Annotated in this window: 21 protein-coding genes and 1 pseudogene; 11 read left to right on the top strand and 11 right to left on the bottom strand. The window is 66.5% G+C overall.

What is annotated here, in order from left to right; translation table 11 throughout:
* The first annotated feature begins 501 nt into the window (after window positions 1–501).
* Both EV652_RS43750 and EV652_RS43745 read left to right on the top strand, forming a co-directional pair.
* Entirely contained in the window at window positions 502–3,813 is a 3,312-nt protein-coding gene (locus EV652_RS43750; protein ID WP_132217269.1) for a hypothetical protein, read from the top strand.
* Window positions 3,814–4,236: 423 nt separating this feature from the next.
* Window positions 4,237–4,347: pseudogene (locus tag EV652_RS43745) on the top strand (IS481 family transposase); the annotation flags it as partial.
* Window positions 4,348–4,646: 299 nt separating this feature from the next.
* Here EV652_RS43745 and EV652_RS43740 read toward each other — a convergent pair.
* Window positions 4,647–6,287, bottom strand: coding sequence for a hypothetical protein (locus EV652_RS43740; protein WP_132217267.1), 1,641 nt, complete (start codon window positions 6,285–6,287; stop codon window positions 4,647–4,649).
* Window positions 6,288–6,912: 625 nt separating this feature from the next.
* Between EV652_RS43740 and EV652_RS44985 the strand changes: the two genes are divergently transcribed.
* Both EV652_RS44985 and EV652_RS44430 read left to right on the top strand, forming a co-directional pair.
* Window positions 6,913–7,467, top strand: coding sequence for a hypothetical protein (locus tag EV652_RS44985; protein ID WP_199238739.1), 555 nt, complete (start codon window positions 6,913–6,915; stop codon window positions 7,465–7,467).
* Window positions 7,454–7,648 (top strand): hypothetical protein, encoded by a 195-nt coding sequence (locus tag EV652_RS44430; protein WP_158441586.1) that lies wholly within the window; start codon window positions 7,454–7,456, stop codon window positions 7,646–7,648. Before EV652_RS44985 ends, EV652_RS44430 begins: the two co-directional genes overlap by 14 nt.
* Before the next feature lie 113 nt (window positions 7,649–7,761).
* Here EV652_RS44430 and EV652_RS43725 read toward each other — a convergent pair whose 3' ends face one another.
* From EV652_RS43725 to EV652_RS43710, 4 genes are all read right to left on the bottom strand, one after another.
* Entirely contained in the window at window positions 7,762–8,181 is a 420-nt protein-coding gene (locus EV652_RS43725) for a PRC-barrel domain-containing protein (protein WP_132217263.1), read from the bottom strand.
* A gap of 411 nt (window positions 8,182–8,592) precedes the next feature.
* Entirely contained in the window at window positions 8,593–8,991 is a 399-nt protein-coding gene (locus EV652_RS43720; RefSeq protein WP_132217261.1) for an STAS domain-containing protein, read from the bottom strand.
* 264 nt (window positions 8,992–9,255) lie between these two features.
* Window positions 9,256–10,524, bottom strand: a complete 1,269-nt coding sequence (locus EV652_RS43715; RefSeq protein WP_132217259.1) for a sensor histidine kinase — start codon at window positions 10,522–10,524, stop codon at window positions 9,256–9,258.
* Window positions 10,509–11,180, bottom strand: a complete 672-nt coding sequence (locus tag EV652_RS43710; RefSeq protein WP_132217257.1) for a response regulator transcription factor — start codon at window positions 11,178–11,180, stop codon at window positions 10,509–10,511. Before EV652_RS43710 ends, EV652_RS43715 begins: the two co-directional genes overlap by 16 nt.
* A gap of 96 nt (window positions 11,181–11,276) precedes the next feature.
* Here EV652_RS43710 and EV652_RS43705 point away from each other — a divergent pair, with 96 nt between their 5' ends.
* From EV652_RS43705 to EV652_RS43695, 3 genes are read left to right on the top strand one after another with little or no spacing between them, the layout of a single operon-like run.
* Window positions 11,277–11,999, top strand: coding sequence for an ABC transporter ATP-binding protein (locus EV652_RS43705; protein WP_132217255.1), 723 nt, complete (start codon window positions 11,277–11,279; stop codon window positions 11,997–11,999).
* Window positions 11,992–12,765 (top strand): ABC transporter permease, encoded by a 774-nt coding sequence (locus tag EV652_RS43700; RefSeq protein WP_132217253.1) that lies wholly within the window; start codon window positions 11,992–11,994, stop codon window positions 12,763–12,765. The genes EV652_RS43705 and EV652_RS43700 overlap by 8 nt, the downstream gene beginning before the upstream one ends.
* Window positions 12,762–13,205, top strand: coding sequence for a hypothetical protein (locus EV652_RS43695; protein WP_132217251.1), 444 nt, complete (start codon window positions 12,762–12,764; stop codon window positions 13,203–13,205). Before EV652_RS43700 ends, EV652_RS43695 begins: the two co-directional genes overlap by 4 nt.
* A 281-nt stretch (window positions 13,206–13,486) precedes the next feature.
* Here EV652_RS43695 and EV652_RS43690 read toward each other — a convergent pair whose 3' ends face one another.
* Window positions 13,487–13,807, bottom strand: a complete 321-nt coding sequence (locus EV652_RS43690; protein ID WP_132217249.1) for a cupin domain-containing protein — start codon at window positions 13,805–13,807, stop codon at window positions 13,487–13,489.
* A 499-nt stretch (window positions 13,808–14,306) separates the two neighbouring features.
* Here EV652_RS43690 and EV652_RS43685 point away from each other — a divergent pair, with 499 nt between their 5' ends.
* The 4 genes from EV652_RS43685 to EV652_RS43670 are packed head-to-tail and all read left to right on the top strand — an operon-like array spanning window position 14,307 to window position 17,144.
* The gene (locus EV652_RS43685) at window positions 14,307–15,059 is read left to right on the top strand and encodes a maleate cis-trans isomerase family protein (protein ID WP_132217247.1); all 753 of its coding nucleotides are present in this window, start codon (window positions 14,307–14,309) and stop codon (window positions 15,057–15,059) included.
* On the top strand, window positions 15,056–15,682 hold the full coding sequence (locus EV652_RS43680) for a VOC family protein (protein ID WP_132217245.1): 627 nt from the start codon (window positions 15,056–15,058) through the stop codon (window positions 15,680–15,682). The genes EV652_RS43685 and EV652_RS43680 overlap by 4 nt, the downstream gene beginning before the upstream one ends.
* On the top strand, window positions 15,679–15,924 hold the full coding sequence (locus tag EV652_RS43675; protein WP_132217243.1) for a hypothetical protein: 246 nt from the start codon (window positions 15,679–15,681) through the stop codon (window positions 15,922–15,924). The genes EV652_RS43680 and EV652_RS43675 overlap by 4 nt, the downstream gene beginning before the upstream one ends.
* Window positions 15,921–17,144, top strand: a complete 1,224-nt coding sequence (locus EV652_RS43670; protein ID WP_132217241.1) for an alpha/beta hydrolase — start codon at window positions 15,921–15,923, stop codon at window positions 17,142–17,144. The genes EV652_RS43675 and EV652_RS43670 overlap by 4 nt, the downstream gene beginning before the upstream one ends.
* Here the strand turns inward: EV652_RS43670 and EV652_RS43665 are convergent.
* From EV652_RS43665 to EV652_RS43645, 5 genes are read right to left on the bottom strand one after another with little or no spacing between them, the layout of a single operon-like run.
* Window positions 17,135–17,863: a TetR/AcrR family transcriptional regulator gene (locus tag EV652_RS43665; protein ID WP_132217239.1), complete on the bottom strand. Its 729-nt coding sequence runs from the start codon at window positions 17,861–17,863 to the stop codon at window positions 17,135–17,137. The two genes, EV652_RS43670 and EV652_RS43665, sit on opposite strands and share 10 nt — an antisense overlap.
* Before the next feature lie 9 nt (window positions 17,864–17,872).
* A complete protein-coding gene (locus EV652_RS43660; RefSeq protein ID WP_132217237.1) occupies window positions 17,873–19,513 on the bottom strand; it encodes a (2,3-dihydroxybenzoyl)adenylate synthase in 1,641 nt (546 codons plus the stop codon).
* Window positions 19,513–21,042 carry an FAD-dependent monooxygenase gene (locus EV652_RS43655; protein ID WP_132217235.1) on the bottom strand — a complete coding sequence of 510 codons (1,530 nt, stop codon included), beginning with the start codon at window positions 21,040–21,042 and terminating at the stop codon, window positions 19,513–19,515. Before EV652_RS43655 ends, EV652_RS43660 begins: the two co-directional genes overlap by 1 nt.
* Entirely contained in the window at window positions 21,039–23,354 is a 2,316-nt protein-coding gene (locus tag EV652_RS43650; RefSeq protein ID WP_132217233.1) for a hydantoinase B/oxoprolinase family protein, read from the bottom strand. The genes EV652_RS43655 and EV652_RS43650 overlap by 4 nt, the downstream gene beginning before the upstream one ends.
* Window positions 23,355–23,356: 2 nt before the next feature.
* On the bottom strand, window positions 23,357–25,468 hold the full coding sequence (locus EV652_RS43645) for a hydantoinase/oxoprolinase family protein (RefSeq protein ID WP_132217231.1): 2,112 nt from the start codon (window positions 25,466–25,468) through the stop codon (window positions 23,357–23,359).
* Window positions 25,469–26,219: the final 751 nt, after the last annotated feature.

Below are 26,219 nucleotides of genomic sequence, written 5' to 3'. Positions count from 1 at the left end.
AAACTCACACCCATCGAATTTGAGACAATTCAACCGGTCGCACTCGCGGCCTGAACCACCCCACCCCGCGAGTCAACTGAACTCGGGGCAGTCCCCTGGTTACGTCTGGAGTGGCGTATGTCGGTGGGGTGCGTCGGTTTCCTAAACCGAGCGTCGGTCGCGTGCGGCCGCTCTGCGGTAGATGGGATCGCGCCGGCGACGAGGGCCGTCTGCCGATAGGACGCGGGTAGTGACCCGGCCGCCGCGATGACTGGCGGCGTTCGCCGACGCCTCGCGCAAATGAAAGCAATGCATCGATCGTTCCTTTCAATGCAACGACTGACCAACTGCACGGCAAATGCCCACGTCGGCTGCATTCCATGCCGGTCTGCCCTGAAGACCACAGCGCCTTGAATCTGAGGCACCATGGTGTTAGGCGCGCAAAACGACACTCCCGGGGGGCGTGGCATGCGCTCATCGCACAATCAGTCGTCGGACACCGGACCCAGGTCCCGTGTCGCGATGGTGGCGCGTGCCGCGACCCTGACGGATATCGTGATCGGACTCGCGGTCGTTGTGCTGCTCGGCTTTGCCCCGGCGGTCTGGGTGGCGACGGAACGGCAGCCAAGACCCCCAGACTCCGTGATGGAGCTTGCGGATGGCAAGCCGACATCACAGGGGGGAGTCGTTAAGGAACTGCCTGCGGGCGTACCGCGGGCTATCACCGCGCAGACTCCCGAGAGTCTCGGCAGGCTGGCCACGGCCGCCTTGGGAGCACGCGGCGCTCAGCGGCTACTCCGTCTGTTGAGTGCACGCGAACCGGGCGACAGCCTCGTGTGGACGACGGTTGCGGGCTCGCATGGTGTCACGTATCCCTATCGCTACCCAGCAATGGCCCGGATCCTCGACCAGGCGCCGGCTTCCGGATTTGCAAAGAACGGAGCGGCACTGGGTGCGGCAATGATCCGCCTAGCATCGCGTGTAGATGCCGAAGGCGAACGCAAGTACGTGAACGCCGGTCCTGCAGCCTTTGCCGTCCTGTACCGCGCCAGTTCGGCCAGAGATTGCGATGCCCGGCTCAACCTGCTGTTACTCCTTGCGGCAGAAGACCTTCCGCGAGACAAGATTGTGCGGGCAGAAGCTGAACGGGCGATGGAAGCCTGTCCCAATGATCCCACCCCTGGCTGGATACTCGGGCAGTTCCAGTCGCTTCGTGCACAGCAGATTGATGTACCAGACATTCCCGTTCCCGAGGTCGTACATGCCAAGGAGGCGTTGGCGACATTTGACACTCTCGTCGAGCAATACCCCGACTCACCCGATGCGCTAGCCGGCGCCGCAGACGCTCACGTCCGGGAAGGGGAGCGCATTGCGGCTAGGCAGCCGTTCGCCGCACGACATCAGTTCCGCCTCGCCTTCCAGCTCTACGGGCGGGCCAGCAGCGGCTCAGGATCAGCGGAGATCGAAGCCGGTCTCGCACGGGCCCTGCTAGGGCTCGGAGAGCCTAGCGCCGCAGCCCACCTGCTACGTCACGCCACCGCCACCGCAACCCCTGGCTTCCGCATGGAACTGCTGATCCACGCCGAGGAAGCGGCTCACGACTTCAAGTCTGCCCAACACACTGCTCGACACCTTTCAGACCTGGGCACAGTCGCCTATCCCCAGGGCCGAGGTCTGCTCGCGACGCCAGCAAGCGGAGTCAGCTTCGAGGGCGACGACCTGGCCATCCCCGCGGTCTCAGTCGGCCTCGAGAGGTTCGATCCATTCGAAGCCACGCTGCAACCCTTTGAAGGCGGTGGCGGCGCGGTCGTAGACGACGTGTCCTACATCCCGATCTACCGGGAGGACAGCGGCTACGTCGGAACAATGGCGAGCTGCCCTGAGTGGGAATGGCGACGCGACGCCATACTCGCCAAGAACGCCAAAGAGGCACTCGTGGGGTTGCCGAAGGATTTGAGGTTTAAGGACGTCCGCCGCGGGCGGCGGTGCTGGGCCACGTTTGCGTTCGAGGCTGGGTCGGTGGCGGCCGATGGCAGCACGCCGCGCGACCTGATCCTGCTCGAGGCCGGTCAGGATGTTGACGAGCTCCGCCCAGGCCTCGTCGACGATGTCTACGATCGCCGCCAGAATATGTGGCGCTGGGCTGGCGACCTGGACCGCGCCTCCAATGTCATCGAGGACTGGCTCGCCACAGCGCCCGCAAGCGCACAGCTCCCCATGCTCAGACTTGGAGAAGTCCGCTACCTACAGGGCAGGTATGACGCCTCAGCTGCGGCGTTCAGAGCGGCAGGTCGGCGAATACGCCAAGCTCAGTGGGACGATGACCTCGGTGTTTACCAAGCTGACCTGGCCGCGGCCGCTGCGCTCATCCGCGCCGGTCGGCGGGAAGAAGGACTTCTGCTTCTCGATCGTGTCGCAGGGAGCGCCGAGCGGGGCGCTGCCTATCAAAAGCAGGTAGTGGAGAAGGATAAGGGCTATAGCGTGTCCGACGAGTTTGCCGCCGTTGCCTACCACGCTCGGACGCTGCTGGCCGACACCGAGCGTGATACCGGTGGCCTTGCAACGGCGCTGGAGTCCTACCAAGCCGCCGGGGAGATGCTGAAGGTGATCGAGCAGGCGGACTTCCAGCTCATCGGTCATCGACCTGAACGGCTCTATGCCAACCAGGCGGTGGCCGAGCTCGCCGCCGGTCGTGTGTCCGAAGCAAACACCTCCATTGTCCGAGCCCTCCAAGTCGACCCGATGAACCCGGCATTTCTCATGACCGCCGGCTTCATAGCGGATCGGGCCGGACAACGAGACGCAGCAATCGACTACAACCGCCGAGCCCTCGAGAGCGACCCAGGCGCCTTCCCGGCAGCCAACGACCTAGGTGTACAACTCGCGCTCGAGGGCCGCGACGATGACGCCGTTGCCGCGCTGCGCCAAGCGGTGTACGCGAAGGCGGACTACGCGTTGGCCTGGTTTAACCTCGGCGTCGTATACGCGGACATGGGACCTCGCTACATCCTCCACTCGCAGGGCGCGTTCGCTCGCGCAATCGAGCTCGACCCAGAGCTCGCGGAGCGCAAGCACGAACTAACCATCGACTCGAACATCTACCGAACCGACCTCGACCTATCGAAACCCCTACCGCCCCGGTGGAGCTTCGCCGAGCTCGAACGCTTCGCGCCTGCCGCTTCTACCGGGCTACTGGCTCTCCTGCTGCTGGCCGTGGGGGTGGCTCGCTCAACAAGCAAGGAAACCCAAGACGTAGCCAGCCACTGGGTCGACACCATTACACAAGCCCTGCGGAGACTGCCTCTCGTGAATCGCCTCCGCGCCCCGAAATGGGCGCTCGGCCTCACCCTCGTCCTCTTCCTGACGACAATGGTCCGCCAAGGCTGGACCGGATTGTGGGGGCTCGCAGTCGCCGGCCTTGCGATTGCCGCGTTGGCCGCCGCCGCCATTCGTTCGCGCATCCTAGCCGCCAACCTCACCAGCAGCGCAGTAAGCCAGGAGAGCTGGCCGCCGGGCATGGTCCTCGGAATAGCGGCGACTGCAGCCGGTTCCCCATGGGCCCAGCTGCCTGTCATCAGCACCGACCGGAGCAATAACCAGATCCATGCTGCCGCGCCAGTCACCCTCGCCGCCGTCACCGGCGTCCTGCTGCTCGAGACTGTATGGTTCGCGGTCCCGCTCACGAAGTCGATGGCAATCACAGCGCTGATCATGTCGGCGTCGACTCTGCTCCCCATTCCGCCTCTGGACGGCGCCAAGTTGGGCAAGACAGGGCTCCTGGCCGGGGCGGGCGTCATTGGTGCCGGCACGCTAGTCATTCTCGGCCTCGGTTAGACCGGAGCGGCACAGCCACCCCTAGCTCTTCTTCGTCCCGCAATGCCGGTGACGTGCGTGCTCACGTCGAGATCCCGGGGCGGGTTGACTGCGCAGACGGAGATGCGTTCCCCTCTCGGGATCTCGAAGTCGGAGCCGCTGACACTGGGGACATTCGCCCCCAACCCAGCGATCAACCGGAGCGACTCCGACTCGCATATCGCCTCGGCCCTTTGATAGCTGCGAAACCCAGGCCCGCGTCATTACGCACAGCAGGCGCGTTTCAAGCTCTCCCGCCGATGACCCGCCTACTATCAGTTGTACTGACCAGGCACGTTGGTTGAGATCGTGTGACGACACGAGGTGAATGTTCTTGATGGGTGAAGACCTCCCGGCGTGGAGTGGAGCTGTCTAGGGAACCGCGCCACGACCAGGGAGGTCTTCGTGTCCCACGCTAACGCTGCATTGACCCCGCGCGCCCGCTTACGGCTCGCGCGTCTTGTCGTCGACGACGGCCTGCCGATCGCTCGCGCAGCTGAACGGTTCGAGTCATCGCATCGGGGGCTGTTCTGCCTGAACCACCTTGGACGTTCCGTTCCGCGTGGGACTACTCCTGGCGCGAACTCGTCGCGAGCAGATGCCCAGTGTCGGCTTTGCATCGGCTCGGTTGCGACCCACCACTGTCCAACTTGAGGTGGAGCTCTGTCCAGCGGGCGTCCGATCCGCCAACGCCGCCAAGAATGCTGCCATCCGGGGTCTCCCGCTCGGCCAGGGCACTGCTCCTGTCGGTGGCGACGTCGATGGAGGCTCCAGCACGCGGTTCCAGCGTCCCGGCGAACGATGGTGCGATGTGACTAGTGAAGTTGCCGGAGCGCGGTGCGGATCTCGGCGTCGGAGGCGTCGGGCGGCAGGAGGGTCGACGGTATGCCTTTGCTGTCGAGGAATCCGATCACTCCGGACTGGCTCGGATCGATGCCCGCGGCGTCGCTGAGCCATACAGCGGGCTCAGTGGCCGGGTAGCCGACCGGCACCGGCAGTTGGCCCGCCTTCCGTTGGATCTCGGCTGTCGGCGCGGGATGCTCCTTGTCGCCGACGGTGTCCCAGGTCAGGCCTATTACGGTTGGCGACTTGCCGCCGGAGGTGAGCTTGGCCAGGCGACGGACTGCGGCGGCGACGTCGGTGACGTCGCCGGCGGCCACGACGACCGGTTTGCCGTTGTAGTCGGCCCAGCGCAGTTGTCCGCCGCCGAGACGCGGCACGGTGAAGGCCGGCATACCTTCGGAGGGGTTCAGTGCCGGATCGTCGTACAGTCCCGGTCCGTGCTCGCCTGGGCGACGGCCGCATGCGGCGTCGATGAGCTTGAGTTTCGACGCCGGCGGAGGTGGCAACGTCCCTGCCGCGGCCGACTCACCAACCCGGCGCAGTTCTTTCGCGGCCTGCGCGGCCAGTTCGACGTCGCCGGGCGTCGTACCGATGCGGATCGCGAGCGGGCCCGTGAAGAGGACGACCGAGTCACCAGCGAGAGAGACGGTTGGTACGCCGTGAATCGGGGCCAGTCGCGAGCACCCGACAATATTCTGGGCAAGTGGGATTTCCTCGGCGCCGACCTCGATACGTGAGCTGCACGTGCCTTCGCTGCAATGGGATCCGTAGCCGACGCTCAATGACTGGCCGGGGTCGAGGGAGGTATCACCCTGCGCCTCAGTGCCCCCGGTGAAGATGATCGCGTCCTCCAGCGGCAATCCGTGGAATTCGGCGCCGAGGTAGTAGATCGGTGTCGACGTGGCGGTCGCGATCTGGCGGAGCCGGGCCTCGGTCTTTACCGGCCCCGGTCCGGACGGACCACCGTCGGCTGTCGAACTGTCGCCGCCAGGTGGCATCTTCGTCGAAAATGTGTCGGGCGCGATCACTGGGCCGAACGTCACCTCGGTCAGTTTGTCCGGACCACCACTCGCAAGGACCAGACCGGTCTGCTCATCCAGAGCAATCTCTCGCGCGTCCACCGGCTCCGCCGGCGAGTCCTCAGCCGGCACCACCTTGTCGCAGTGATAGCGCACCACTGTCCGGCCGAAAACTGTCGCGGTGCCCAGCCGCCTCGCTGCGGGACACAGCTCGGCGAACTCCTTCGTGCCGGGCCGATAGAAGAACGTGGCTCCGGGGAGTTCGTCCTTGCTCAAGTTCTCCTGCCGCTGGTACTTCGGATCGCTCTGCGGGTCGTAGGAGAGCAACACCTTGCCGTCCCACACGACGTATGCGCCGGCGTCTGGTCCAGTGAGTAACGTCTGCCGGAACCGCCTGTTTCCGTCCACGATCAACTCGTACGACCCGGCGTCGTCGGCAGCCGTTCCGCGCATCTTGACCAGATCAGGCGGCACCGTTGCCGAAGGCGACGCAGACCCGCCCCCGGGTCGTTGCCCGCCACAACCACCTGTTGCCGCGACGGCGAGTACGACCGCGACGACGAACATCTTTGCTTGCTTGGCCCGCACAGTCATGCCGACTGCGCTCCTCCCCTGTCGATGACGCTCCAGGGACCGGCGGTGGCGACCGGCCATGATCCCGTGGTGCACCCCAGACCTGCCCCCTTGGCGCACGCAGCACGGCTTCAGCTCAGTCTGCGCGCGCAGACGCCGGCGCGGGCTGAGTAGTAGTGCTCAATTCTCCGGGGGATCGTGCCTGATTCGGCCTGGTCCTCCAGCCGTGGTTCGTGATCTGGCGGCGTGGTGGTCCCGGGCACAGCGCGGCCACCGTTTGATGATCCGGAGTTGTGTGGACTACAGAAGATCTCGCGGTGACCGCGTGCCACAGCGTAGACCCTGATCGATCGCGGCGTCGCTTCGACGAACTGTTGGGGCGGGTCATGGACACCATCGTCGCTGCTTGTCCGGCGCCGTGGGATCAATCGTGGTGCGAAATCGCGTCAAGAGAGTCGACTGGCGGAGCCATAATCCCTTCGAACCCAGACTTCTCGGCCGGTGTCGCGGCCCTGACGTCGGCCGTGCCTGCGCTGTACGACCACCGGGTCTGGCTCGCGCTTCGGCGCACTGCTGCTCGTCACAGCGGTAAACCTGCGCGGAATCGCCCACAGCGCGGCTGTTCATCGTCCCCACCGCGATCTTCGTGATCGCCATCCTGACCGTGATCCTGGCCGGTCTGTTCCGCGATGAACCGGCGGCCGTCGCCGTCGGGAACGCGGAGCAGGCCGGTCAGGTTCACACCATCGGCGTCCCCTCCCCTGTCGCCATCGGCGTCTTCGTCGGCTTCACCCTGTCCCAGTCAGGCATGGTCCGGCACTGGTGGAAACCCCAGATCCCACTGGTCGCCCTGTACGACGAACGCCGCAATCTCACCGACCCGATCGTCAACTACGTCAACAACACCAAGAGCGACACCGTCTTCGTCCTGATCCCAGAGGTCGAACCAGACCATCTGTGGCAGCGCCTTCTCCAGAACCAGCGCGGAGCGATGCTCGCCCACGCCCTGCGCAAGAACATGCCGTCGCCTGCCGGCTCCGCTTCCGCATCCCCGACGACGAGCCCGACGCAGGCACCGAGGCCCTGCCAACCCTCGTGTCGATCAGCCAGGGCTGACTGTCGGACCAAGCCGCGGCGTCAACGGCTCATGCACGAGCCGCCAGTCTCAGTTCGCTTCGTCAGCCGGGATGTCGAGCAGTAGTGTCGAGTACGTCGCCGGCCTCCGCGAAGTCGGCGTCGGCGATTCGCTGCAGCTCCAGGAGGTCACGTTGGCCGCGGCCCGACTGGTCAGCAACTCCCCCGCACTCACAGCCTTCATCGAGCAACTCGCTCAGCTCCTCGAGATCCCCACGCTCGCCAGCCAGGTCCGCAAGCCGGTCTAGGGCCTTCTCATTCCCCTCGTCAGCCAACGCCCGGAGCGTCTCGCGGTCCGTCTCGACGTCATGCCGCCACGATGTCCCCTGTCGAACTCGCGCACGATCAGCCATTGGTACAACTACTCGTCGTCAGCGCCGGGCTCCGGGTCGTGGTGACTGGGCCACCAGAAGGGTGGACAGTTGTAGTACCCGTAGACGGCGGCGTAGTACGTACGGTCCAGTACGGCGCTCGGGTCGTATCCGTGGCCTCCGGCAACCATCATCCAGTCCGGCGAGATGTGCACAACGTCATCGTCGATTCGGGTGATCGTGTCAACGGGCACCAACTGCTTGATCCGCGACAGTCCCGGGTTGCCACCCGCATCGATCTCGAGAAACCGCGCCCGTCGTTCCGCTGCGTCGATGATCACATCGCCGACAACACCGACCTCGCTACCGTTGCGATCCGCAACTCTCCTGCCACGCAGGTCATCGGCCGGATCAGCCAAGGTCAGGTCGGCGTCTTGCAGCCGAACCATGCTGTGTGATGCGTCGTTCATGGGATGTCTCCTTCGCCACCGCGCTGCGGGACCTCGCGTCTCCGGCCAGTCGCGGCGCCTGACCTCGGCAGCCCGGCTGACCCGACGCCACCCAAGGTGACGCCATGCGAGCGGGCTGCAAACAGTCCGCGACAGCGGCAAGCGCGCCCGCGCCTGATTGTCTTACCGCCTCGGTCGTCGTTCGAAACCTGATCGCCCTGACCGCCGCCTGGGATCATGCGATGGACGCTGCGCGGTCAGATGGCTGCGCTGAGTCAGGTCCGGACGGTCGCGAGCCGCTGGCAGTGACGGTGGTGTCCACGATCTCATCGACCTCGTCCACGACGACTAGTCCCACCGCTGACAGCACGGCCGTGTCCTCGTAACAGGCCACGATCACATCCCCGACCACAGCATGGTTGACCGGGCCGATCACCGGCAGCGCGTTCGCGGTGAACATAATCCGGCGCACCGGGGGCATAGCGCTGCCGACCGCGGCGGCGCGGTGCGGAGTGCTGCGGCGGTATCGGGATGGATGTCGAATGCGCTGGTCAGACCGGTGAGTTCGAACAGTCGCAGGGTGCGCGGCCGGGCACGCACCACCCGCAGTGACCCGCCGGCGCGGCGAGCGCGGGCCTGGGTGCGGATCAGCACCCCGATGCCGCTGGAATCAATGAACTCCACGCCATTGAGGTCAATAACGAGGTCCACGTGGCCTGTGGCGATGAACTCGTTGGCGAGGTCCCGCAGTTGCCAGACGGTTCCCAAATCGGCATCCCCGGACAAGGCCAGCACCACCCGGCCGCCACTAGCCATGCTGGAGATCGTCAATCCCGCCCCTCCTCCTCACATCGGCGGCTGCACTGCCCGATCAAACTCAAGGACCGCGAGCCTGTGGACGGGGCTTGTCGGAGGCTGCGGCCATGAGGGGCTGTGGAGAGCGGTCGCTGGCTGTCCAGGACCCACGACGCAGGGCCGGACACGCTCAGTGGCGACTATCGGTGCTCGCACCGCGTAATCGATCTGCGTGCATGCATGGTGTGGACGCGATGTTGGGTACGGGCGGATTACAGAACGACCTCGGGTCCCAGGCAGTCAGGCTTCGATGTCGGCGCGGGGCAGGCGGACTTCGAAGGTCGCGCCACCGTCAATCCGAACGGTGCCGTGGTGGCGGTGGATGACTTCGGCCACGATCGACAGGCCGAGCCCGGATCCGCCGGTGCCGCGGGAGCGGGCCGGGTTCAGGCGGACGAACCGGTCGAAGACCCGGGCCCGGTCTTCCACCGCGATGCCGGGGCCATCATCAGAGACGGTGAGCACGACGGAGCCGTCCGACTCGCCAAGGCCGAAGGCTATCCAGCTGTGCGCATGACGGGCTGCGTTGTCAGCGAGGTTGTGAATCATCCGGGCCAGCGCGGTCGCATCTCCCCGCACCTGGCCGGCAGAGACCGCCGATGTGTCGATTCTGAGATCTGTTGCCGAGTGCAACCTCCCGGCCTCGGCAAAGACCAAGTCGTCGAGGTCGACCGGCGTACACGGGGGTTCGGTGCTTTCCTCATCAGAACGCGCCAGCACCAGCAGGTCATCAACGAGATGCTGCATGCGCAGGTCTTCGGCAAGAACCGTCGTGGCCAACTCGTCGACGGTCGTGCTGTCCGGGTGCACCTGCGCGACCTCGGCATGCTGGCGGATCGCCGCTATCGGGGACCGCAACTCGTGCGACGCGTCCGAGACGAACCGTTGCCTGATCTCCTGCGAACGCTGAAGGCGGTCGAGCATCCGATTCATCGTGTTCGCCAGCCGCCCGATCTCGTCCTTGCGTACGGCGGGCACGCGCCGATGCAGCGCGGTTGCGGAGATCTCGTCCACCTCACGTCGGATCGCGCTCACCGGCGCAAGCACCCGCCCGGTGACCAGCCACGTCACCACGCCGACGACCAGCATCATCACCGGTACACCGACCACCAGCACCCGGCTCACGAACCGCGTCGAGTCCAGTACGTCGACCAGCGGCCGGCCGACAATGACCTGACCACCCGACTGTACGGAGGCCGCCGCGAACACGAAGTCCTCGGTGTATCCAGGCGGTTCGACCTTGACGCAGTCGCTGCCGGGCGAAGCGAGCTTGCCACTATCTGAGGCGCCCACCACGCCACCGGACCGGTCGATCAGCTGCACGAGCTCACCACGGGTCGATGACACTCGCACAGCCGGGGTATCGGATAGCTGTGACGCACGCTCACGGGCTTCGGTGCAGACCTGGGCGGTGAGCACTGACCCGAGCAGAGCTACGAGGATGAAGGCGCCAGTCACCAGGGCGAATCCGACAACCAGTACTGCGGCCAACGTCACCCGGATTCGCATGCCGTCGCCAATCGATAACCTGCACCGCGAAGCGTGCTGATGTTCTGTTCGCCGACCTTCGTGCGGAGGCGGCGGATGTAGACCTCGACAATGTTCGGGTCTCCGTCGAAGTCGTAGTCCCAGACGTGATCGAGGATGGTTCGTTTCGACACCACCTGACCGCGCCGGCGGATCAGGAACTCCAGCAGCGACAGCTCCCGCGCCGTCAGCACAAGCTCGACCTCGCCACGCCAGGCGCGGTGCGTGGCCGGATCCAGCCGCAGTTCGCCGGCTTCCAACACGGCCGGCCGTTCCGCCCCACCCCGTCGTACCAACGCCCTCAGCCGTGCGATCAGGACGACGTACGAGAACGGCTTGGTGAGGTAGTCGTCCGCGCCGGTGTCGAGCGCCCGGACCTGGTCGGTGTCGGCCTCCCTTGCCGTGAGCATCAAAATCGGCGTCCACACCCGCTCCGCGCGCAGGGTCGCGCAGATCTCGAAGCCGTCGATCTCCGGCAGCATGAGATCGAGCAGGACGACGTCGTACTCGTGCTCGCGCGCGAACCACAACCCGTCCGTCCCGGTCAGTGCGACGTCGACGGCGTACCCCTCGGCCTCCAGACCGTTCCGCAGGCCGGTCGCAAGCCGCGGCTCGTCCTCCACCACCAATGCCCGCATCAGCCACCTCCAGCCGATCCTCCACCATTCTCGCTGAATCCGCGCTGAATGCACCGTTCAGCAAGCGTTCAGCACCACGGACCTAGCGTCAGCTGCATGGCAACCATCGAGGCGATCGGACTCAGCAAGCGGTACGGCGCGCGCAACGCCCTCGAGGAACTCACCTTCACCGCTGACGCCGGCGAGGTGATCGGCTTGCTCGGGCCCAACGGCGCCGGGAAGACGACCACGATCCGCATGCTCACCACGATCCTCGAACCGACCGGCGGAACCTTCTCCGTGGCCGGCGTCCCGGGCGACCAACCGCATCGGATCAGGCAACGCATCGGCGTCCTGCCCGAGAACGCAGGCTACCCGCCCAGGCAGACAGGCGGTGAGTACCTCCGTTACGCGGCACGCCTGTTCGGCCACGGTCGACAGGCTGCACGCGACGTGTCAGATCGGTTGCTCAACGACGTCGGTCTCGGCGGTCGCGCGGGTGAGCGGATCTCGACGTACAGCCGGGGGATGAAGCAACGGCTCGGCATCGCGCGAGCGTTGGTCAACGATCCCGTGGTCGTGTTCCTCGACGAGCCCACGCTCGGCCTGGACCCGGCCGGCCAGCGCGAGATCCTGGCCACCATCGGCGAGATCAGGCGAGATGCGACGGTGCTGCTGTCGACGCACACACTGACCGAGGTGGAGCAGGTCTGCAGCACCGTTCTCATCCTCGACCACGGCACGCTTCGCGCGGCCGGACCGATCCACGAGGTCGTGGCTGGAGCGCACAGTTTGAGTGACGCGTTCTTCCGCCTCACCGAGGAGGACAGACATGACTAGGAACCGCTGGGAGATTGTTGCCGGACAAGAGAGCCGGGACCTGTGGATTGGCGGGCGCGGGCCGGTGCTGGTGTTCGGATTCAGCGTTCTGCTCAGCGCGATGACCTACTTGGCAGCGACCAACCGCGCGATGAACTTCCTCGAGCAGCGCGAGGCCGTCAACCTCACGCTCAACGTCGGGCTGGCTGTGGGGGTCCTGCTCACGGTCGTCGTCAGCGCGGACGCGATCAGTGGTGAACGCGAACGCGGGACCCTCGAGGGCCTCCTGCTCACTCCGGTGTCACGGCGCGCCATCATCGTCGGCAAGCTCGCTGCCGCGTCTTCGATGTGGTTGGCCTGCCTTGTCGTCACGCTCCCCTACCTGTGGGTGCTCGGCCGCGGCGGAGCCGGCGCCATGCAGGCCGCACTCCTGGCCCTGACCGTCGGCACACTGGTTGCCACCGGCGTCGGCGGGCTCGGCCTACTCATCAGCGCCGTCACGAACTCGAACAAGGCCAGCCTTGCCAGCGGGCTACTGCTGCTTCTCGTGCTGTTCGCGCCGACCCAGCTACCGGCGCTACCGAAGACCGGAGTCGGCGACCTGATCACCCGGGCCAACCCGATCGGATCCGCGGTGCACTACATCTCTCAGATCCTCGTGAGCCGGCGCGGCTGGACCCACGATCTCAGCTACCTGGCCTCTCCGGTTGTTGTCGCACTGACCGTCGCGACAATCCTGATCGTGGCCGGCCCACGACTCGTCCGACTGACCGCGGGGTTGCGATGACCACCTTGAGCCTGCTGGCCGCCGTACTGCTCGCCGATCCGACAATCACCATGAACCAGGACGACCTCAGCGCCGTCATCGGGCAGACCCTGACGGTGGAGTCGGTCGTGTCCGGGCCGGCGATCGCACATCTGAACGTTGTCAGCCTCGACGGGGTGTACGTCGACCTCGAGGACTGGTCGCAGGACGTCACCCGACCAGTGCCGACCGGGGAAACCTCAGTGGACTGGGAATTCCAGGCGGTCAATCCCGGCCGCTTCGCCGTATACGTCGTACTGATCCCGAAGACCGGCGCGCTCGTCGCCGGACCGCCCGTCCACGTCACCGTGTCACGCCGCGAAACCCTCGACATGCACGGCGCACTCCCTGTCGCCATCACGATCCCGGCCCTCCTCGGCGCGCTCGCACTGATCGGCCGCCGCCACACCGCAGCCAACTGAGCCGCCAGGTGCCGGGTGTTGCGGGATTGAAGGGTGCGGGGCGCGGCTGATCTAGGCACCATCACAGCTACATTGCGCCAGCCGCCGCCCTCCGGCTGATCTGTCTACCTGGCTGATACGCAGCATTCACCGAACGGCGATGGATTCCCGCCCGCGACATCCCTAGCACTGCGGAGTTGCGGGCCCTCCACACCGCCTGAACCCGAACGCCCGAAGGCCTAGGCCCAGAACAAGACCGCGACGGCGCCGACCGTTGCCTCGGTTCACTATCGGGACTGGGATCAGTGCAGTGCGACTGTCAGGAGGAGGACGGACAGTTCCAGGGCTCGAATGTCGTGACGCTGCGGCGGAACCGCGAGCAGGTCACCTGGGCCGAGCTCGCGCTCGGCATCGCCCGCGCGGAGCACAACACGACCTCGCAGGCAGAGCACTGAGGCATCGCCGGGACTCTTGTACTCGCCCATCACCTGCCCCGCGGCGAGCGCGATGAGCGTCTGCCGGAGGCGCGCGCCTGGCCTGCTGTACACCGTGACCGAACTGCGCCCACTCTCGTTGGACGCCGCCTTGGCCAGCAGGCCATCGGCCAGTTCGTCGATTGACACAGCTCCATCAGTCGATAATCGCACCCGAGGCGTCGTGCCAGATCGTCAGCTCGTGCCATTCCTCGTGCGGCCGAGGCACCCTGGACGAACTATTCGCCGGCGCTCGCCCCGGCGTATTCGAGGCGGCCAGAGCGCACGTCGACATCCTCGCCAGCCCCGGCGACGTCCAGGTGATCCCGCAGATGTCACGGCTCGTGGCCGTCGCCCGGTCCGGTTCGCCGGGCTGTAACCACGCAAGACAGGTCCTGGCCGGCCTTCGCACTGCACAGATGGCTCGACAACCCGCGAATCGTGAAACGGCCGACTACGGTCCACGGTGGCGTGGCCACTTCGTCCGCGTCCGACACATCGCCGACCTCGACGACGAGCTCAAGAGCTGGCTTCAGGAGTCCCACGACACAGTCGGCCTCTCGCGGGGATGACCTCCCGAAAGCTATTGACGCTGGTGTTGACTTTTCGTCGGATCCGTCGAATCCTGGAAGGAGGCGAGAGGATCTGGATGAGTCACGTACGTGTCGGGCTTGTTGTGCCCAGTTCGAATGTCACTGTCGAGACGGAGCTGCCGGTGCTGCTCGGCCGGCATTCGGGGGCGACGTTCTCCTTCCATGCCAGCCGGATGCGGATGGCCAAGGTGTCGCCGGCGCAGCTGGCCGCGATGAACGCGCAGCGGGAGCGGTGCGTGCTGGAGCTCGGGGACGCCGATCCGGATGTGCTGCTCTACGCGTGCCTCGTCGCGTTGATGTCCGTTGGTCCTGGTGAGCACCAGCGCGTCGAAGGGTTGATTGCCGAGCAGCTCGCCACCGGAGGGTCCAGGACGAAGGTGAGGTCGAGTGCCGGTGCGTTGGTCGAGGCCCTTCGGGCTGTTCCGGCTCAGCGGATCGCGATCGTCACGCCGTACCTGAAGCCACTCGCCGAGCAGGTCGTGATGTACCTCGAGGCGGAGGGTTTCGAGGTCGTGGACTGGCGAGCGCTGGAGGTCGAGGACAACCGTCAGGTCGGCTGCATCCCGGGCGACCAGGTGATGGCCGCCGCCCGCTCGCTGGAGTTGGCTCGCGCGGACGCGCTGGTGATCTCGGCCTGTGTGCAGATGCCTTCGTTGCCGCTGGTCGAATCCGCCGAACAGGAGTTCGGGGTTCCGGTGCTCTCGGCCGCGACGGCGGGCGCCTACAGCGTCCTCAGGGCCGCCGGATCGCCGATCGACATTCCTGGAGCGGGTTCGCTGCTCCGCCGCGAAGGAGGACTATCCCGATGAACGATCTCGCCGGACGCCACCTCGCCCGCGGTGTCGACCACGCTGCCTTCCCTACCTTCGATCCGGTCGGGACCGTCCGGTTCTACCGCGACGTCCTCGGCTTCCCCGTCGTGCACTCGATCTGTGCGGCCGGCTGGGGTCCGGACGACCACCCGGACTTCATTCACTTCTTCTTCGACATCGGCAACGACGACCGGATCGCGTTCTTCTACTACTTCGGGCTGCCGCGGCGCTCGTCGGACGGAAAGGGTGATGTCTACGCGCGGTTCGACGACAGTACGCCGGACTGGTTCGTGAGATCGCGTCACCTGGCGATCCATGTGGACTCCGAGGACGCCTTGACGGAGTACCGTCGCCGGCTCGACCTGAGCGAATGGCCGGTCGAGATGCAGATCCAGCACGAGACGATCGAGTCGATCTACACCCACGACCCGAACGGCTACATGGTCGAAATCACCCGGGCACTGCGTCCGGTGACTCCGCAGGAGGACCTGGACGCCAACCTCACCATCGACGCGCTCGTCGACATCGCGCAGCGCGAAGGGCACACGATGGACGACCTGCTGACCCGCAAGGCCGAGCTGATCGTGGAACGTGCCCCCTCCTGGGAGGTGCGCGTGTGAGCCGGCTGTACGTTCTCGACGTACCTGAGAACACGTCCGTGGCAAGAGTCGCCGGCGAGTCCGACGGCGTCCAGGTGGACAAGCTCGGTCCGTACTTCGTCATCGAGTACGACGGCCCGATCGTCATCGACCGTCGTGCCACCGGCTGTCGTCACGCGGTCTGGTACAGCTGTGTCGCCGGGTTGGCCGGTGGCCGGATCGTCCAGTGGGACAAGGACGCGCTGCGAGTGGACCCGCGATGACGGCGACGCAACTGGGGTCCGGGCGCTACTCGTCCACCATCGAGGGCCCTGACGGTGTCGCGACCAGTGTGCACGAGCTCAGCACCAGCGACGATGCCAAGGTCACCGGCGTCCTGCGCGTGCCGCGAGGAGCGACGACAGTCGTCACGATCATGCATCCGCGGCAGGACGTCACGCACCACCCGCTGGTTCCGTACCTGCTGACCATGGGGTACGGCGTATGGACTCAGGGCTCCCGGTCGCCGAACAACGACCTCAACCTGCTGCACGAGCAGGCGATCATCGACTTCGCCGCCGGTCACGTTTTCCTGCGTGACAACGGCTTTGGCGTCTACTCGCTCGGTCACTCCGGCGGTGGAACCCTCGCCGCGTTCTACTGCCAGCAGGCCGCTCTACCTCCCGATCAACGTCTCGCGACAACGCCGTCCGGCCGACCGGTTCCGTTGGCCGACACCGCGATACCGCTTCCCGACGGGTGCATCTTCCTCGCTCCGCATCCCGGCCAAGGCGCCCTCCTGCAGCGACTGATCGACCCGTCCGTGGTCGACGAATCCGATCCGCTCTCCGTCGATCCGGATCTCGACCCGTTCAACCCCGGCAACGGATTCCGCCCCGCACCCCAGTCGAGCAGCTACGACGAAGCCTTCATCACTCGCTACCGGGCCGCTCAAGAGGACCGGGTACGACGCCTGGACGCGCAGGCTCGCGAGTACGTGTCGGACGCCCAGCAGGCGAATCGCGCCTTCAAGTCCGGCGGTGACGCGGTCGATCGTCGCCGCGCAATCGCCCCGCGGGTGATGACCGTCTTCCGCACCGACGCGGATCTGCGCAACGTCGATCTCTCGCTGGATCCCAACGATCGCCCGTACGGCTCACTGTTCGGTCGGCGTCCCGATCTGACCAACTACGGCCTGGTCGGCTTCGGCCGCCTGTCGACCGCCGAGGCCTGGCTCTCCACCTGGTCGGCCCTGTCCACCAACGCCACCTTCATCGACTGCGCTCCCGGCGTGACCGTCCCGACGCTGCTCCTGGAGTTCACGGGCGACCAAGCGTCGTACCCGGCTGACATCACCGCGATGAGCGCCGCACTGGCCGCCTCGGACCTGACCGTGCAGTCCGCCGCCGGCACCCACTTCGGCGGCCCGGTCACGAAGGGCGCCGCGACCGGCACGTCCTTGGCCGCCCAGCGGATCGAGAGCTGGCTGAAGGCTCACACCTGATCGTCGGTCAGGATCTTCTCGAGGTGCTGAACGTCCTGCTTGAGGCGTTCGATCGCCCGGGTCCGCGGGTCTACGCCCGGGTCGGCGTCATCGGAAGACAGGACGGAAGCGACAGCCAGGTCGGCGATGGTGGTGGCGACCCGGTTGTTCTCCTCAGGCGTGCCGGGGTGGTGCCACCAGGCGACCCAGTTGCATTGGCCGATGACCGCGAGCGCGGCGATCCGGGCGTCGACCGGGCGGAACTCGCCGGAGGCGACGCCGGCCTCGATCACGGCGACGATCTCGTTGAGGACGTCGCGGCGGCTCTGGTTGTACGGCCCGACGAGTTCCTCGGGGAGGTCCGCCTCGGAGCGGATCAGCAGCTGGAACTTGGCCGGTTCGCCAGCCTGTTGCAGTGCGATCGCGTGGGCGATCTCGCGCAGCTTCTGGGCGGCCCCGAGCTCGCTCTGTGCGCGGATGGCGCGCAGCGCACGCGCCGGTCCTTCGGCGAGCTCGCTGACCAGCTTGGCCAGAATTTCGTCCTTGTTCTTGACGTAGTGATAGAGCGCCGGCCGGGTCAGCCCGGTCGCGTCCGCGATGTCCTTCAGGCTCGTTCCGGAGAACCCCCGCTCGGCGAAGAGCCGGGTCGCCTCGGCAATGATCTGACCCTCGACGAGATCACGACGGGTACTGCTCCGCACCCGCTCGTCGGCATCGACCGCCTTCTTCCCTGACGTCATGGGCCGACTCTAACCGCCGGCCCCGGCGCTCAGAGCCGCGGCGACACGGTCGCGGAGGCGCGGCTTGTCGATCTTGCCGACGTTCGTCCGCGGCAGGTCGTCCAGCTGCTCGACCCGTTCGGGCCACTTGAACTTCGCGACGCCGAGTGAGTCCAGGTACCGCTGGACGGTGGGAAGGTCGACGGCCACGCGGGCGACGACATACGCGCACGACCGCTCACCCAGCCGGGCATCGGGCATCGCGACGACGGCCGCCTGCCGGATGTCGGGGTGCCTGAGCAGCAGCAATTCGATCTCCTCGGCATTGATCTTCTCGCCGCCACGGTTGATCACGTCCTTGATACGCCCCTCGATCAGCAGCTGCGCCCTGCCGTTGTACGTCCCCCAGCGAGCGAGATCGCCGGTGCGGTAGAACCCGTCCGGGGTGAAGGCGAGCGCGTTACGTTCCCCCGCCGCGTAGTACCCGGGGATCGTGTACGGACCGCGGCAGCACAGCTCGCCGACCTCGCCGTACGGCGCCTCGACCTCGGTGCCCGGGAGCAGGATGCGCACCTCGTCGTACTCGCTCAGCGGAGTGCCGACGGTCCGCAGCCGTGCCTCGCGCGGATCGTCGAGCCGGCTCATGACGAACAGGCCCTCGCCCATGCCGAACAGCTGTCCCGACCAGATCCCGCGCCCCTCGAGCTCGTCGAACAACGTCTCCGGGACCTTCGTGCCGGACAGGAGAACCTGCCGCAAGGCCGGCAGTTGATCGAGAAAGCCGGGCTGCAGGAGAGCGCCGAAATGGCCGTGTCCGATCAGCGCGGAGTCGACGCCGGCGCGGGCCAGCAGAGCTGCTGAGGCGGCAGCGTCCGGGGCGCCGAGGACGAGAGTGGCTCCGCAGCTGTGGGCGGCGTGGATCGCGCAGGTGATGCCGGCGTTGTGGATGACCGGGATCAGGTGACCGACCTTGGTCTCCTTCGTCCAGCCGAGCCGACGAGCGTAGGCCGCGGCGTTGTACCAGTACTCCGCATGCCGGCGCGGGATGAGCTTCGGTACGCCGGTCGTGCCGCCGGAAAGCTGGAGCGCCGCCAGATCATCCGGCCCGGTGCTGTTTTGCGCCTCGTCGATCCGGGCGCGAATCGCCGCTTCGCTCAGGTCGGCACCGAGCATCTCGAGCGATGAAGCCTCGGCGCCCAGGGTGATGATGTGGCGCAGCGTTGGGTGGTCCGTGGCGATGTCCTGGGCGAAGGCAACCAGGTCGAACGGCAGGCCGGCTTCGACGAGGTGAGCGGTCGCCGAACACTGCCGGCTGATCTCGGCGATCTCGTGCGCCCGGTGAGCGGCGAGCGTGGCAACAGGTAGGAGAGCGGCTTTGAGGCAGGCGTACCACGCGACCACGGTCTCCAACCGGTTGGTCACCTGGAAGATCACCCGGTCTCCCGGCTGAAGACCGAGATCGAGCAGACCTGCACCGATCCGATCGGTCCGCTCGTCGAGCTCGGCGTACGTCAAACTCCCCTGCTCGGCCACGACAGCAATCCCGTCCGAATGCCGCTGCGCGACCGCGGTGAACTCTCGAGCGATCGAACGATCCCCCCACAGCCCGGCTTCCCGGTAGCGCTCGGCCAACTCCGGCCGGAACGGCGGCACAAGCTCGTCCGTGATCATTAGGCAGCGCCCAGATCGACCAGGTCGACGCGCTCGGTGACGAGAGCGCCGACGGCGAGGTCGGTCGCACTCGCGTCGAGTCGGGCCACGACCAGCGTGCCCGCTTCGCGCCGGATCCGCTCCGCCAGGTCGAACATGGTCAGCACAGAACCAGTATCAGCAGCAGTGCTCAGCAGTACGCCGGACAGGGTCTCGTCGGCCCCGATCTCCTTCACGAGAGTATCGGCGGCGGACCCCCACGGATCGCTCAACGTCACGTGCACCGAACGCAGACCGGCGATGTCCGAAGCCCGCACGCGACGCGACCCGAAGGCCGTACCAAAGGGTTGCCGCAACACCCACTCACTGCGGTTGCCGTCATCGACCTCCGACACCTCGCACCGCCCGTACTGAGCCAGAGCCATCCGTACGACGCTCGCTGCCGACGTAGCGAATCGGTCGACAGAGACCTTCCCCGCCCGAGTCACGTACGAGACGAGAAGTTGCTCCACCGGCAGGTCGAGCCGCGTCGGGAACGAGTCCCACCAGCTCATACTCCGGGCCGCCGTCTCCTGGAGATGTTCGACGGCTGGCCGCCGCACTTGCTCGTACTCCGCCAGCGCCTCCTCGAGGTCGCTTGCGTCGGCGAGCGCGGCGGCCAGCGCGATGCCGCCTTCCATCGCGAGCTTGGTGCCGGACCCGATCGAGTAGTGCGCGGTGTGGGCCGCGTCGCCGAGCAGAACGACGTTACCGTCGTGCCAACGTTCGCAGCTGACCGTGCGGAACCGGAGCCACCGTGTCCGGTTCCCGATCAGCCGATGCCCGTGCAGATGCTCGGCAAAGGCCTCGCCGAGGTACTCGAGCGCATCCTCGTCGCTCGCATCGAACGGCAGCCGCTCGGTGGTCACGTCGAAGCCGGCCCGGCGCCACGTCTCCTCGTCGGTCTCGATCAGGAACGTGCTCCGATCACTCGCATAGGGGTAGGCGTGCGCGACAAAGGTCCCGTACTCGGTCCGCACCGGAGTGAACACCGCCCTCGGCAGCGCAACGTCTGCCCCGGCCCAAAGATAAAGGCCTTTGTGTACGTCGACCCGAGCGCCGAACACCTCAGCGCGTGCATCCCGAGTCCCGCTACTGACACCATCGGCGGCGATCACAAGATCGGCATCGAGCTCGTCCGCAGAAGCCCGCGAGTTGTAGCTGAATTCGACGCCGGCATCGGCCGCATGACCGCGCAATACGTCGAGCAACGTCGACCGGCCGATCGCGATCAGATTGTCCAGAGCCAGACTCACCTGCCGGCCGCCGACCGCCATCGACATCTCGTGCGACCACGAATTCGCGACGATCGCCGCGAAGGTGTCCGGGTCTGCCGCGTCCAGGTTCCGCTGCGTGCGAGTTGCAAGACCGACACCGAAACCGAAGGTACTGGCGGGCTCCGACTGCTCGAAGACCCGCACACGGCTGTCGGGATGTCGAAGCTTGAGCAGGCGGGCGACGTACAGACCGCCCGGCCCACCGCCCAGCACATCCACGGAACGGAGCTTCACTGCGGCCTGCCCGCGAGTGCGAACCGGCCGACGTCGGATACGTGGTCCGCGTGATCCTTCGGCACGACCGCGGAGTAGACAGCCGTCCAGCACCCCGGGCAGCAGAGCTGCCGGAACACGACTTCGTCGTCTACGTACGTCGACGGCTCGGAGGTGATCTGCGGACCAGCCTCGCTCGACGGTCCCTCGAAGACCGCGAGCTGAAGCTGCGTGCCGGTGCTGAGGTCGGCGAGCTGGTGACCGCAGTGCGCGCAGCCAACCTCGTTGCCCGCGACGACCAAGTTGTCGTCCAGCCGTCGCGCACTCTCCAGAGCGATCCGCGGAGCACCGTCCGTCTCAGGCGCAAGGGAACGCTGACGTCGCTGGTCCCGCAACCGATGGCGCAGTACGGCGGTCTCCTCGCCGTCGACCACACCATCCCGGAGGACAACGCCGTACACCTGAAGCGCGGCCTCTGGTGAGACCTTCTGCTCTCGTATGTCGTCAGCCACCGCAGCAGGGTCGCGATGCAACGGATCGCCGTACCCGCCACCGCCCTGCCAGCTCAGATACAGCACCTCACCCGGCGCGAGATAGGACTGTGCATAACAGTTGCCGAGTTCAACACCATCGCCGAAGTCGTCCAGCGACTGAGGGACCTTGCCCTGCTTGAGAAGCGCGTGTACGTCGGCACCCCGCGCAACTGCGTCGAGACCCGTGTTGCCGGGATAGCCACCGGCGAGCCCGTTGTTCTGCGAGACCGCCTTGCCGGCAGAGGCGAGCACCAGGCCGGCTGGATTGTTGGACCCGTAGAGCGTCACCGCGACCGATGCACTGACACCGCCACGCTGCCGCCCGGGTCCGCCTGAGTCGGGCTCCTCGCGCCGCCACAGCGTGAGCAGTGGATAGAGGAACTCCGTCATCTCGACGTCGGGGATGCGCCCCATCGGAATGCAGAACAGGCCGCCCGTATCCATGCCGTCCGCCTGCGGCCGGGCACCAAATCCGCCGGCCATCGGCTCCATCATCACATTGAGGAACGGCATCGGGAACTCGCCACGTTCGTCGAGCCCGGCCACGACCGCCGTGTCCCAGGTACCGCAGCAGGCAGCCTGGACGCTCTTGCCGAGGTCCACCGACTGATCGAGCAACTGTGACAGGCACTCCGCGACCAACGTCCCCGTGAGCCAGGCCGGGCCGATCGGACCACGACTGACGGCTGCAGGGAAGGTCGCGTTGTTGATGGTCCCTTCCTCCGCGACCAGGTCGAAGCAGCGCATCAGCCCGCCCGCCGACCAGGGGATGTCGTGCGCCAGGATCGGCAGCAACGCGAGCATCACGCCACCACGCATGCCGGCGAAGGTGCAATTGATGACGCCGCTTTGCGGATCGGTGCCGTGGAAGTCGAAGGTCAGGTGGTCCGCGGTCTTGGTCATCGCGACGGTGATCTTGTGGACGCCGCGGTCGCCCTCGTGCGACTGGTCCTGGTACCCGGTCGCGCGCCAGGTCCCGTCGGGCAATGCGGTCAGCTTGCGCCGCAGCCGGCTCTCGGCGTCGGCCATCATCCGCTTCATGACCGCCTTGACCGTGTCGGCGCCGTACTGCTCGATGACCTCGACCAGCCGCTTGCGGCCGACCGAGTTCGAGCCGACCTTCGCGCGGAGATCCAGGTTCACCAGCATCGGCACGCGCGACCGTCGTACCCAGGCATCGGCGACGTCGTTCTGGAGCGCGAAGTCGCGCACCACCTTGATCGGTGGCGTCGGCAGCGCCTCGGCGAAGACGTCCTCCGCGGCCGGGGAGAACGAGCCCAGCCCGACACCGCCGAGGTCCGGCTCGTGGCAGATCGCACTGGTCCAGGCGAACAGCTTGCCCTCGTGGAAGACCGGCTGGAACACGATAACGTCGCTCTGGTGCAGCCCGCCGCCGACCCACGGGTCGTTGCAGAGGAACATGTCGCCCTCGCGAATACCGGGGTTGTCTGCCCGGTGCTGCAGAGTCCAGTAGATCGCCAGGTCAACGGCACCGACGAGCATTGTGTTGTAGAGACCGACCTGCACCTCCTGGCCGAGCTCGTCGCAGATCGCGAAGTCGAAGTCGTTCGCATCCGTGACGATCGGCGAGCCGGACATCCGCTTCAGCGCCTCGCCCATCTCCTCGGTGACGGACCACAGACGGTGCCGGATCACCTCGTAGGTCAATGGATCGAGGTTGTCGATCTGCTCCTGCGTCACGCTGTGTACCGGCAGGGACGCGGACAACGTGGAGGCGAGCACCGCCGGGTCGACGGGACGGCTGGAGAAGTACTCCGAACCGGGAATCTGCATCGCCATGGTCAGGACCTCTTCTGGGTGTCGATCGTCAGGTTGCCGAGGTGGTCGACCACCCCGGTCATCTCCGGCGGTACGACGACAGTCGTGGTGGGCACTTCGATCACGGCGGGACCGGTGATGACGTGGCCCGCCTTCAGCGCGAGATAGTCGTAGATCGGTGTCTCGACGTACCCGACCCGGGCATCGAGACAGACCTTCCTGGTCGAGTGCGACGCCGCGGACGGATCGGATCCTTCGGCATCGGCGAGCTTCGGCAACGTGGGCGAGAACGGCAGGACGCCGGTCCCCCGGACGCGGAAGGTGATCGCCTGGATCCCGGCCGCGCTGAAGCCGGTGCCTTCGCCGTACAACTCGGCGTACCGCTTCTCGAACGCCGCGACTGTGTCGGCAATCGTGGTCGCGTCGAGCGGCCCGTTCGGGACCTCCACCGACACCTCGGCCAACTGCGCGGTGTAGCGCAGATCCAGCGACCGCACGCACTCGATCCGCTCGTAACTCAGCCCCTGACGATCCAGGGCGGACCGCACCTGCTCCTCGAGTACGGCGAAGTTGTCCGCGGCCCGGACCGGATCGAACGGCATCGGCCCGGGATCGGACAGCTCCGATGCCAGCACGATGTCCGACGACGCCAGGCCGTAAGCGGAGAACGCCGACGCGACCGGACCCAGTGGTACGACAACCTCCCGCACACCGACCTCGGCGGCGTACGACGCGCAGTACGCCGGACCAGCACCACCGAACGCGTACAGCACGAACGACCTCGGGTCATGACCCGCCTCGACGACTGTTTTGCGCAACAGGTCGCCGGTCTGGGCGTTCTGGATCGCGTAGATCGCCGCCGCGGCATCCTCGACGCTGAGGCCGAGCGGACCGGCGATCCGCTCGCGGATCGCCCGCCGGGCCGCTTTGACGTTGAGCGCCTTGCGACCACCCAGGAGCCCGGACTCCGGGAGGATGCCGAGCACCAGATTGGCGTCGGTGTTGGTGGGCTCGGTGCCTCCCGTGTCGTAGCAGGCCGGGCCTGGAACCGACTGAGCACTGCGTGGCCCGACCTGCAAGTTGCCACCGTCATCGATCCAGGCGATCGCGCCGCCGCCCGAGCCGATCGCGTGGACCTCCAGCGTCGGCACGTTGACGGGATGGTGATTGATGATGGTGGTGCTGGCCCGAACCGGTTCGCCGTCCACGACCAGCCCCACCAGGAACGTCGTACCGCCGACGTCGGTGGTGATGATGTTGCGGTGGGCAAGCTGCCGGCCCAGCGACACAGCACCGACGACACCACCGGTGAGTACCGAGCCGACCGTGCTGATCGCGGTCGACGGCGCCTCACTCGCGGCGATCGCACCGCCGTTGCTCTGCATCACCAGCAGCGGACCGACGAGCCCCTGCTCACGCAGCCGGCCCTCGAGAACACCCAGGTACTCGCCCAGACCCGGACCGATCTGGGAACTCATGATCGTCGTCGCGTTCCGGGCGAACTCGCGAATTCGCGGACTCACCTCCGAGCTCAAGGCGACGAACACGCCGGGATCGACCGCGTGGATCAGCTCCCGGATCCGCCGCTCGTGCACCGGATTCTTGAACGACCACAACAGCGACACCGCGATCGAGCGAATCCCGTCCGCGAGCAGGCTGTTCACCGCTGTCCGCACGGAGTCCTCGTCGAGCGGTACGACGACGTTGCCGTCCCGGTCGATCCGCTCGACCACCTCCAGCGCGTGCCGCTTCGGGATCAGACCGTGGTTCTTGCTCTGGCCGAGCACGTTCTGCAACTCGTCCGGTGACGACCCGAGGTAGCGGCCCTCGACGTTCATGATGAAGATCGAGTCGCGGTGCCCGACCGTCGTGAGGAAACCGACCGGCGGCACGTTGCGCGTCACCAGCGCGTTCAGCGACGACGTCGTACCGTGCGCGACGTGATGCGTCTTGCCGAGCATCTCCCCCACCGGTTCGGCCAACTGCTCGGCCAGTCCGGCCAGCGCCTCCATGACCCCGCGCGAGTAGTCATCCGGCGTCGACGGCGCCTTGGCCGCGACAACCGTCCCCGCATCGTCATCCAACACCGCATCCGTGAACGTCCCACCGACATCCACCCCGATGACATAAGCCATGGCGCCCTCGCTTCCTCTGAGAACACCAACGTAGACACAGCTGACATCTGCGTCAATACTTTGACACTTTTGTCAGCTGTCACTGCAACCCGGCGCCTGGCCCCCCCTTAAAGCGTTGAGCCATAGGCCTGTGGCCGCACCGACTGCAGCAACTCAAGCCCGCACATTCGCGCGACTCATCGCGAACCGCCATGAGTACCGACCACAAGTGAGAAGGGTCGTACCTTCGCGCGGCGCTGTCGCCTGTTGTGTTTGCCGGGAACGGGTGGAGCAAGTTGCTGTCGGCAAGCAGGTCGGAGTTGCGTCTCGTACTCGCCGGCGCGATCGGCATGACAAAGCTCGACTGGCTGAGCTGGTGGACCGGCCGGCTCTCTACCGCACCATGCCGCCTGCCATCAGCAAATGAGCCTTCCACGCGAGGGATCCGCGGCGCACGCTGGTGGGGTCAGCGGATGAGTACCGCACAGGAGGGACCCATGGCGTAGGCGAGACCGGCCGCCATCTGGCCACCCGGGCGCGTCCTTACCGCCCCCGAAGCCCACGACGATTACGGACTCATCACCCAACTCCTGTGACTCACCGCATGCAAGGCCCGCCACCCACCCCCACAAGCCTTGTCCAACATTTGACTAACTTTGACCGACTCTGAAACCACCGGCCGGACGAGGGGCCGGTCGGGGTCAGACTACGACGAGGCCAGCAGGCTGAAGGTCGACTCGATCCGGGCGGCGAGGACGGCGGCGTCCAAGGA

This window comes from Kribbella steppae (assembly GCF_004342025.1).
In the GTDB taxonomy this organism is placed as follows: domain Bacteria; phylum Actinomycetota; class Actinomycetes; order Propionibacteriales; family Kribbellaceae; genus Kribbella; species Kribbella steppae.
This window is presented reverse-complemented; position numbering and strand designations above follow the sequence as displayed.

Coding starts and splice junctions, on each gene's coding strand:
- EV652_RS43665 (WP_132217239.1), bottom strand. CDS start 17,863: ATGACGTCAGGGAAGAAGGCGGTCGATGCCGACGAGCGGGTGCGGAGC.
- EV652_RS43695 (WP_132217251.1), top strand. CDS start 12,762: ATGACCACCTTGAGCCTGCTGGCCGCCGTACTGCTCGCCGATCCGACA.
- EV652_RS43645 (WP_132217231.1), bottom strand. CDS start 25,468: ATGGCTTATGTCATCGGGGTGGATGTCGGTGGGACGTTCACGGATGCG.
- EV652_RS43750 (WP_132217269.1), top strand. CDS start 502: ATGGTGGCGCGTGCCGCGACCCTGACGGATATCGTGATCGGACTCGCG.
- EV652_RS43700 (WP_132217253.1), top strand. CDS start 11,992: ATGACTAGGAACCGCTGGGAGATTGTTGCCGGACAAGAGAGCCGGGAC.
- EV652_RS43705 (WP_132217255.1), top strand. CDS start 11,277: ATGGCAACCATCGAGGCGATCGGACTCAGCAAGCGGTACGGCGCGCGC.
- EV652_RS43725 (WP_132217263.1), bottom strand. CDS start 8,181: ATGAACGACGCATCACACAGCATGGTTCGGCTGCAAGACGCCGACCTG.
- EV652_RS44430 (WP_158441586.1), top strand. CDS start 7,454: ATGTCGAGCAGTAGTGTCGAGTACGTCGCCGGCCTCCGCGAAGTCGGC.
- EV652_RS43680 (WP_132217245.1), top strand. CDS start 15,056: ATGAACGATCTCGCCGGACGCCACCTCGCCCGCGGTGTCGACCACGCT.
- EV652_RS43685 (WP_132217247.1), top strand. CDS start 14,307: ATGAGTCACGTACGTGTCGGGCTTGTTGTGCCCAGTTCGAATGTCACT.
- EV652_RS43715 (WP_132217259.1), bottom strand. CDS start 10,524: ATGCGAATCCGGGTGACGTTGGCCGCAGTACTGGTTGTCGGATTCGCC.
- EV652_RS43740 (WP_132217267.1), bottom strand. CDS start 6,287: ATGACTGTGCGGGCCAAGCAAGCAAAGATGTTCGTCGTCGCGGTCGTA.
- EV652_RS43670 (WP_132217241.1), top strand. CDS start 15,921: ATGACGGCGACGCAACTGGGGTCCGGGCGCTACTCGTCCACCATCGAG.
- EV652_RS43650 (WP_132217233.1), bottom strand. CDS start 23,354: ATGGCGATGCAGATTCCCGGTTCGGAGTACTTCTCCAGCCGTCCCGTC.
- EV652_RS43660 (WP_132217237.1), bottom strand. CDS start 19,513: ATGATCACGGACGAGCTTGTGCCGCCGTTCCGGCCGGAGTTGGCCGAG.
- EV652_RS43710 (WP_132217257.1), bottom strand. CDS start 11,180: ATGCGGGCATTGGTGGTGGAGGACGAGCCGCGGCTTGCGACCGGCCTG.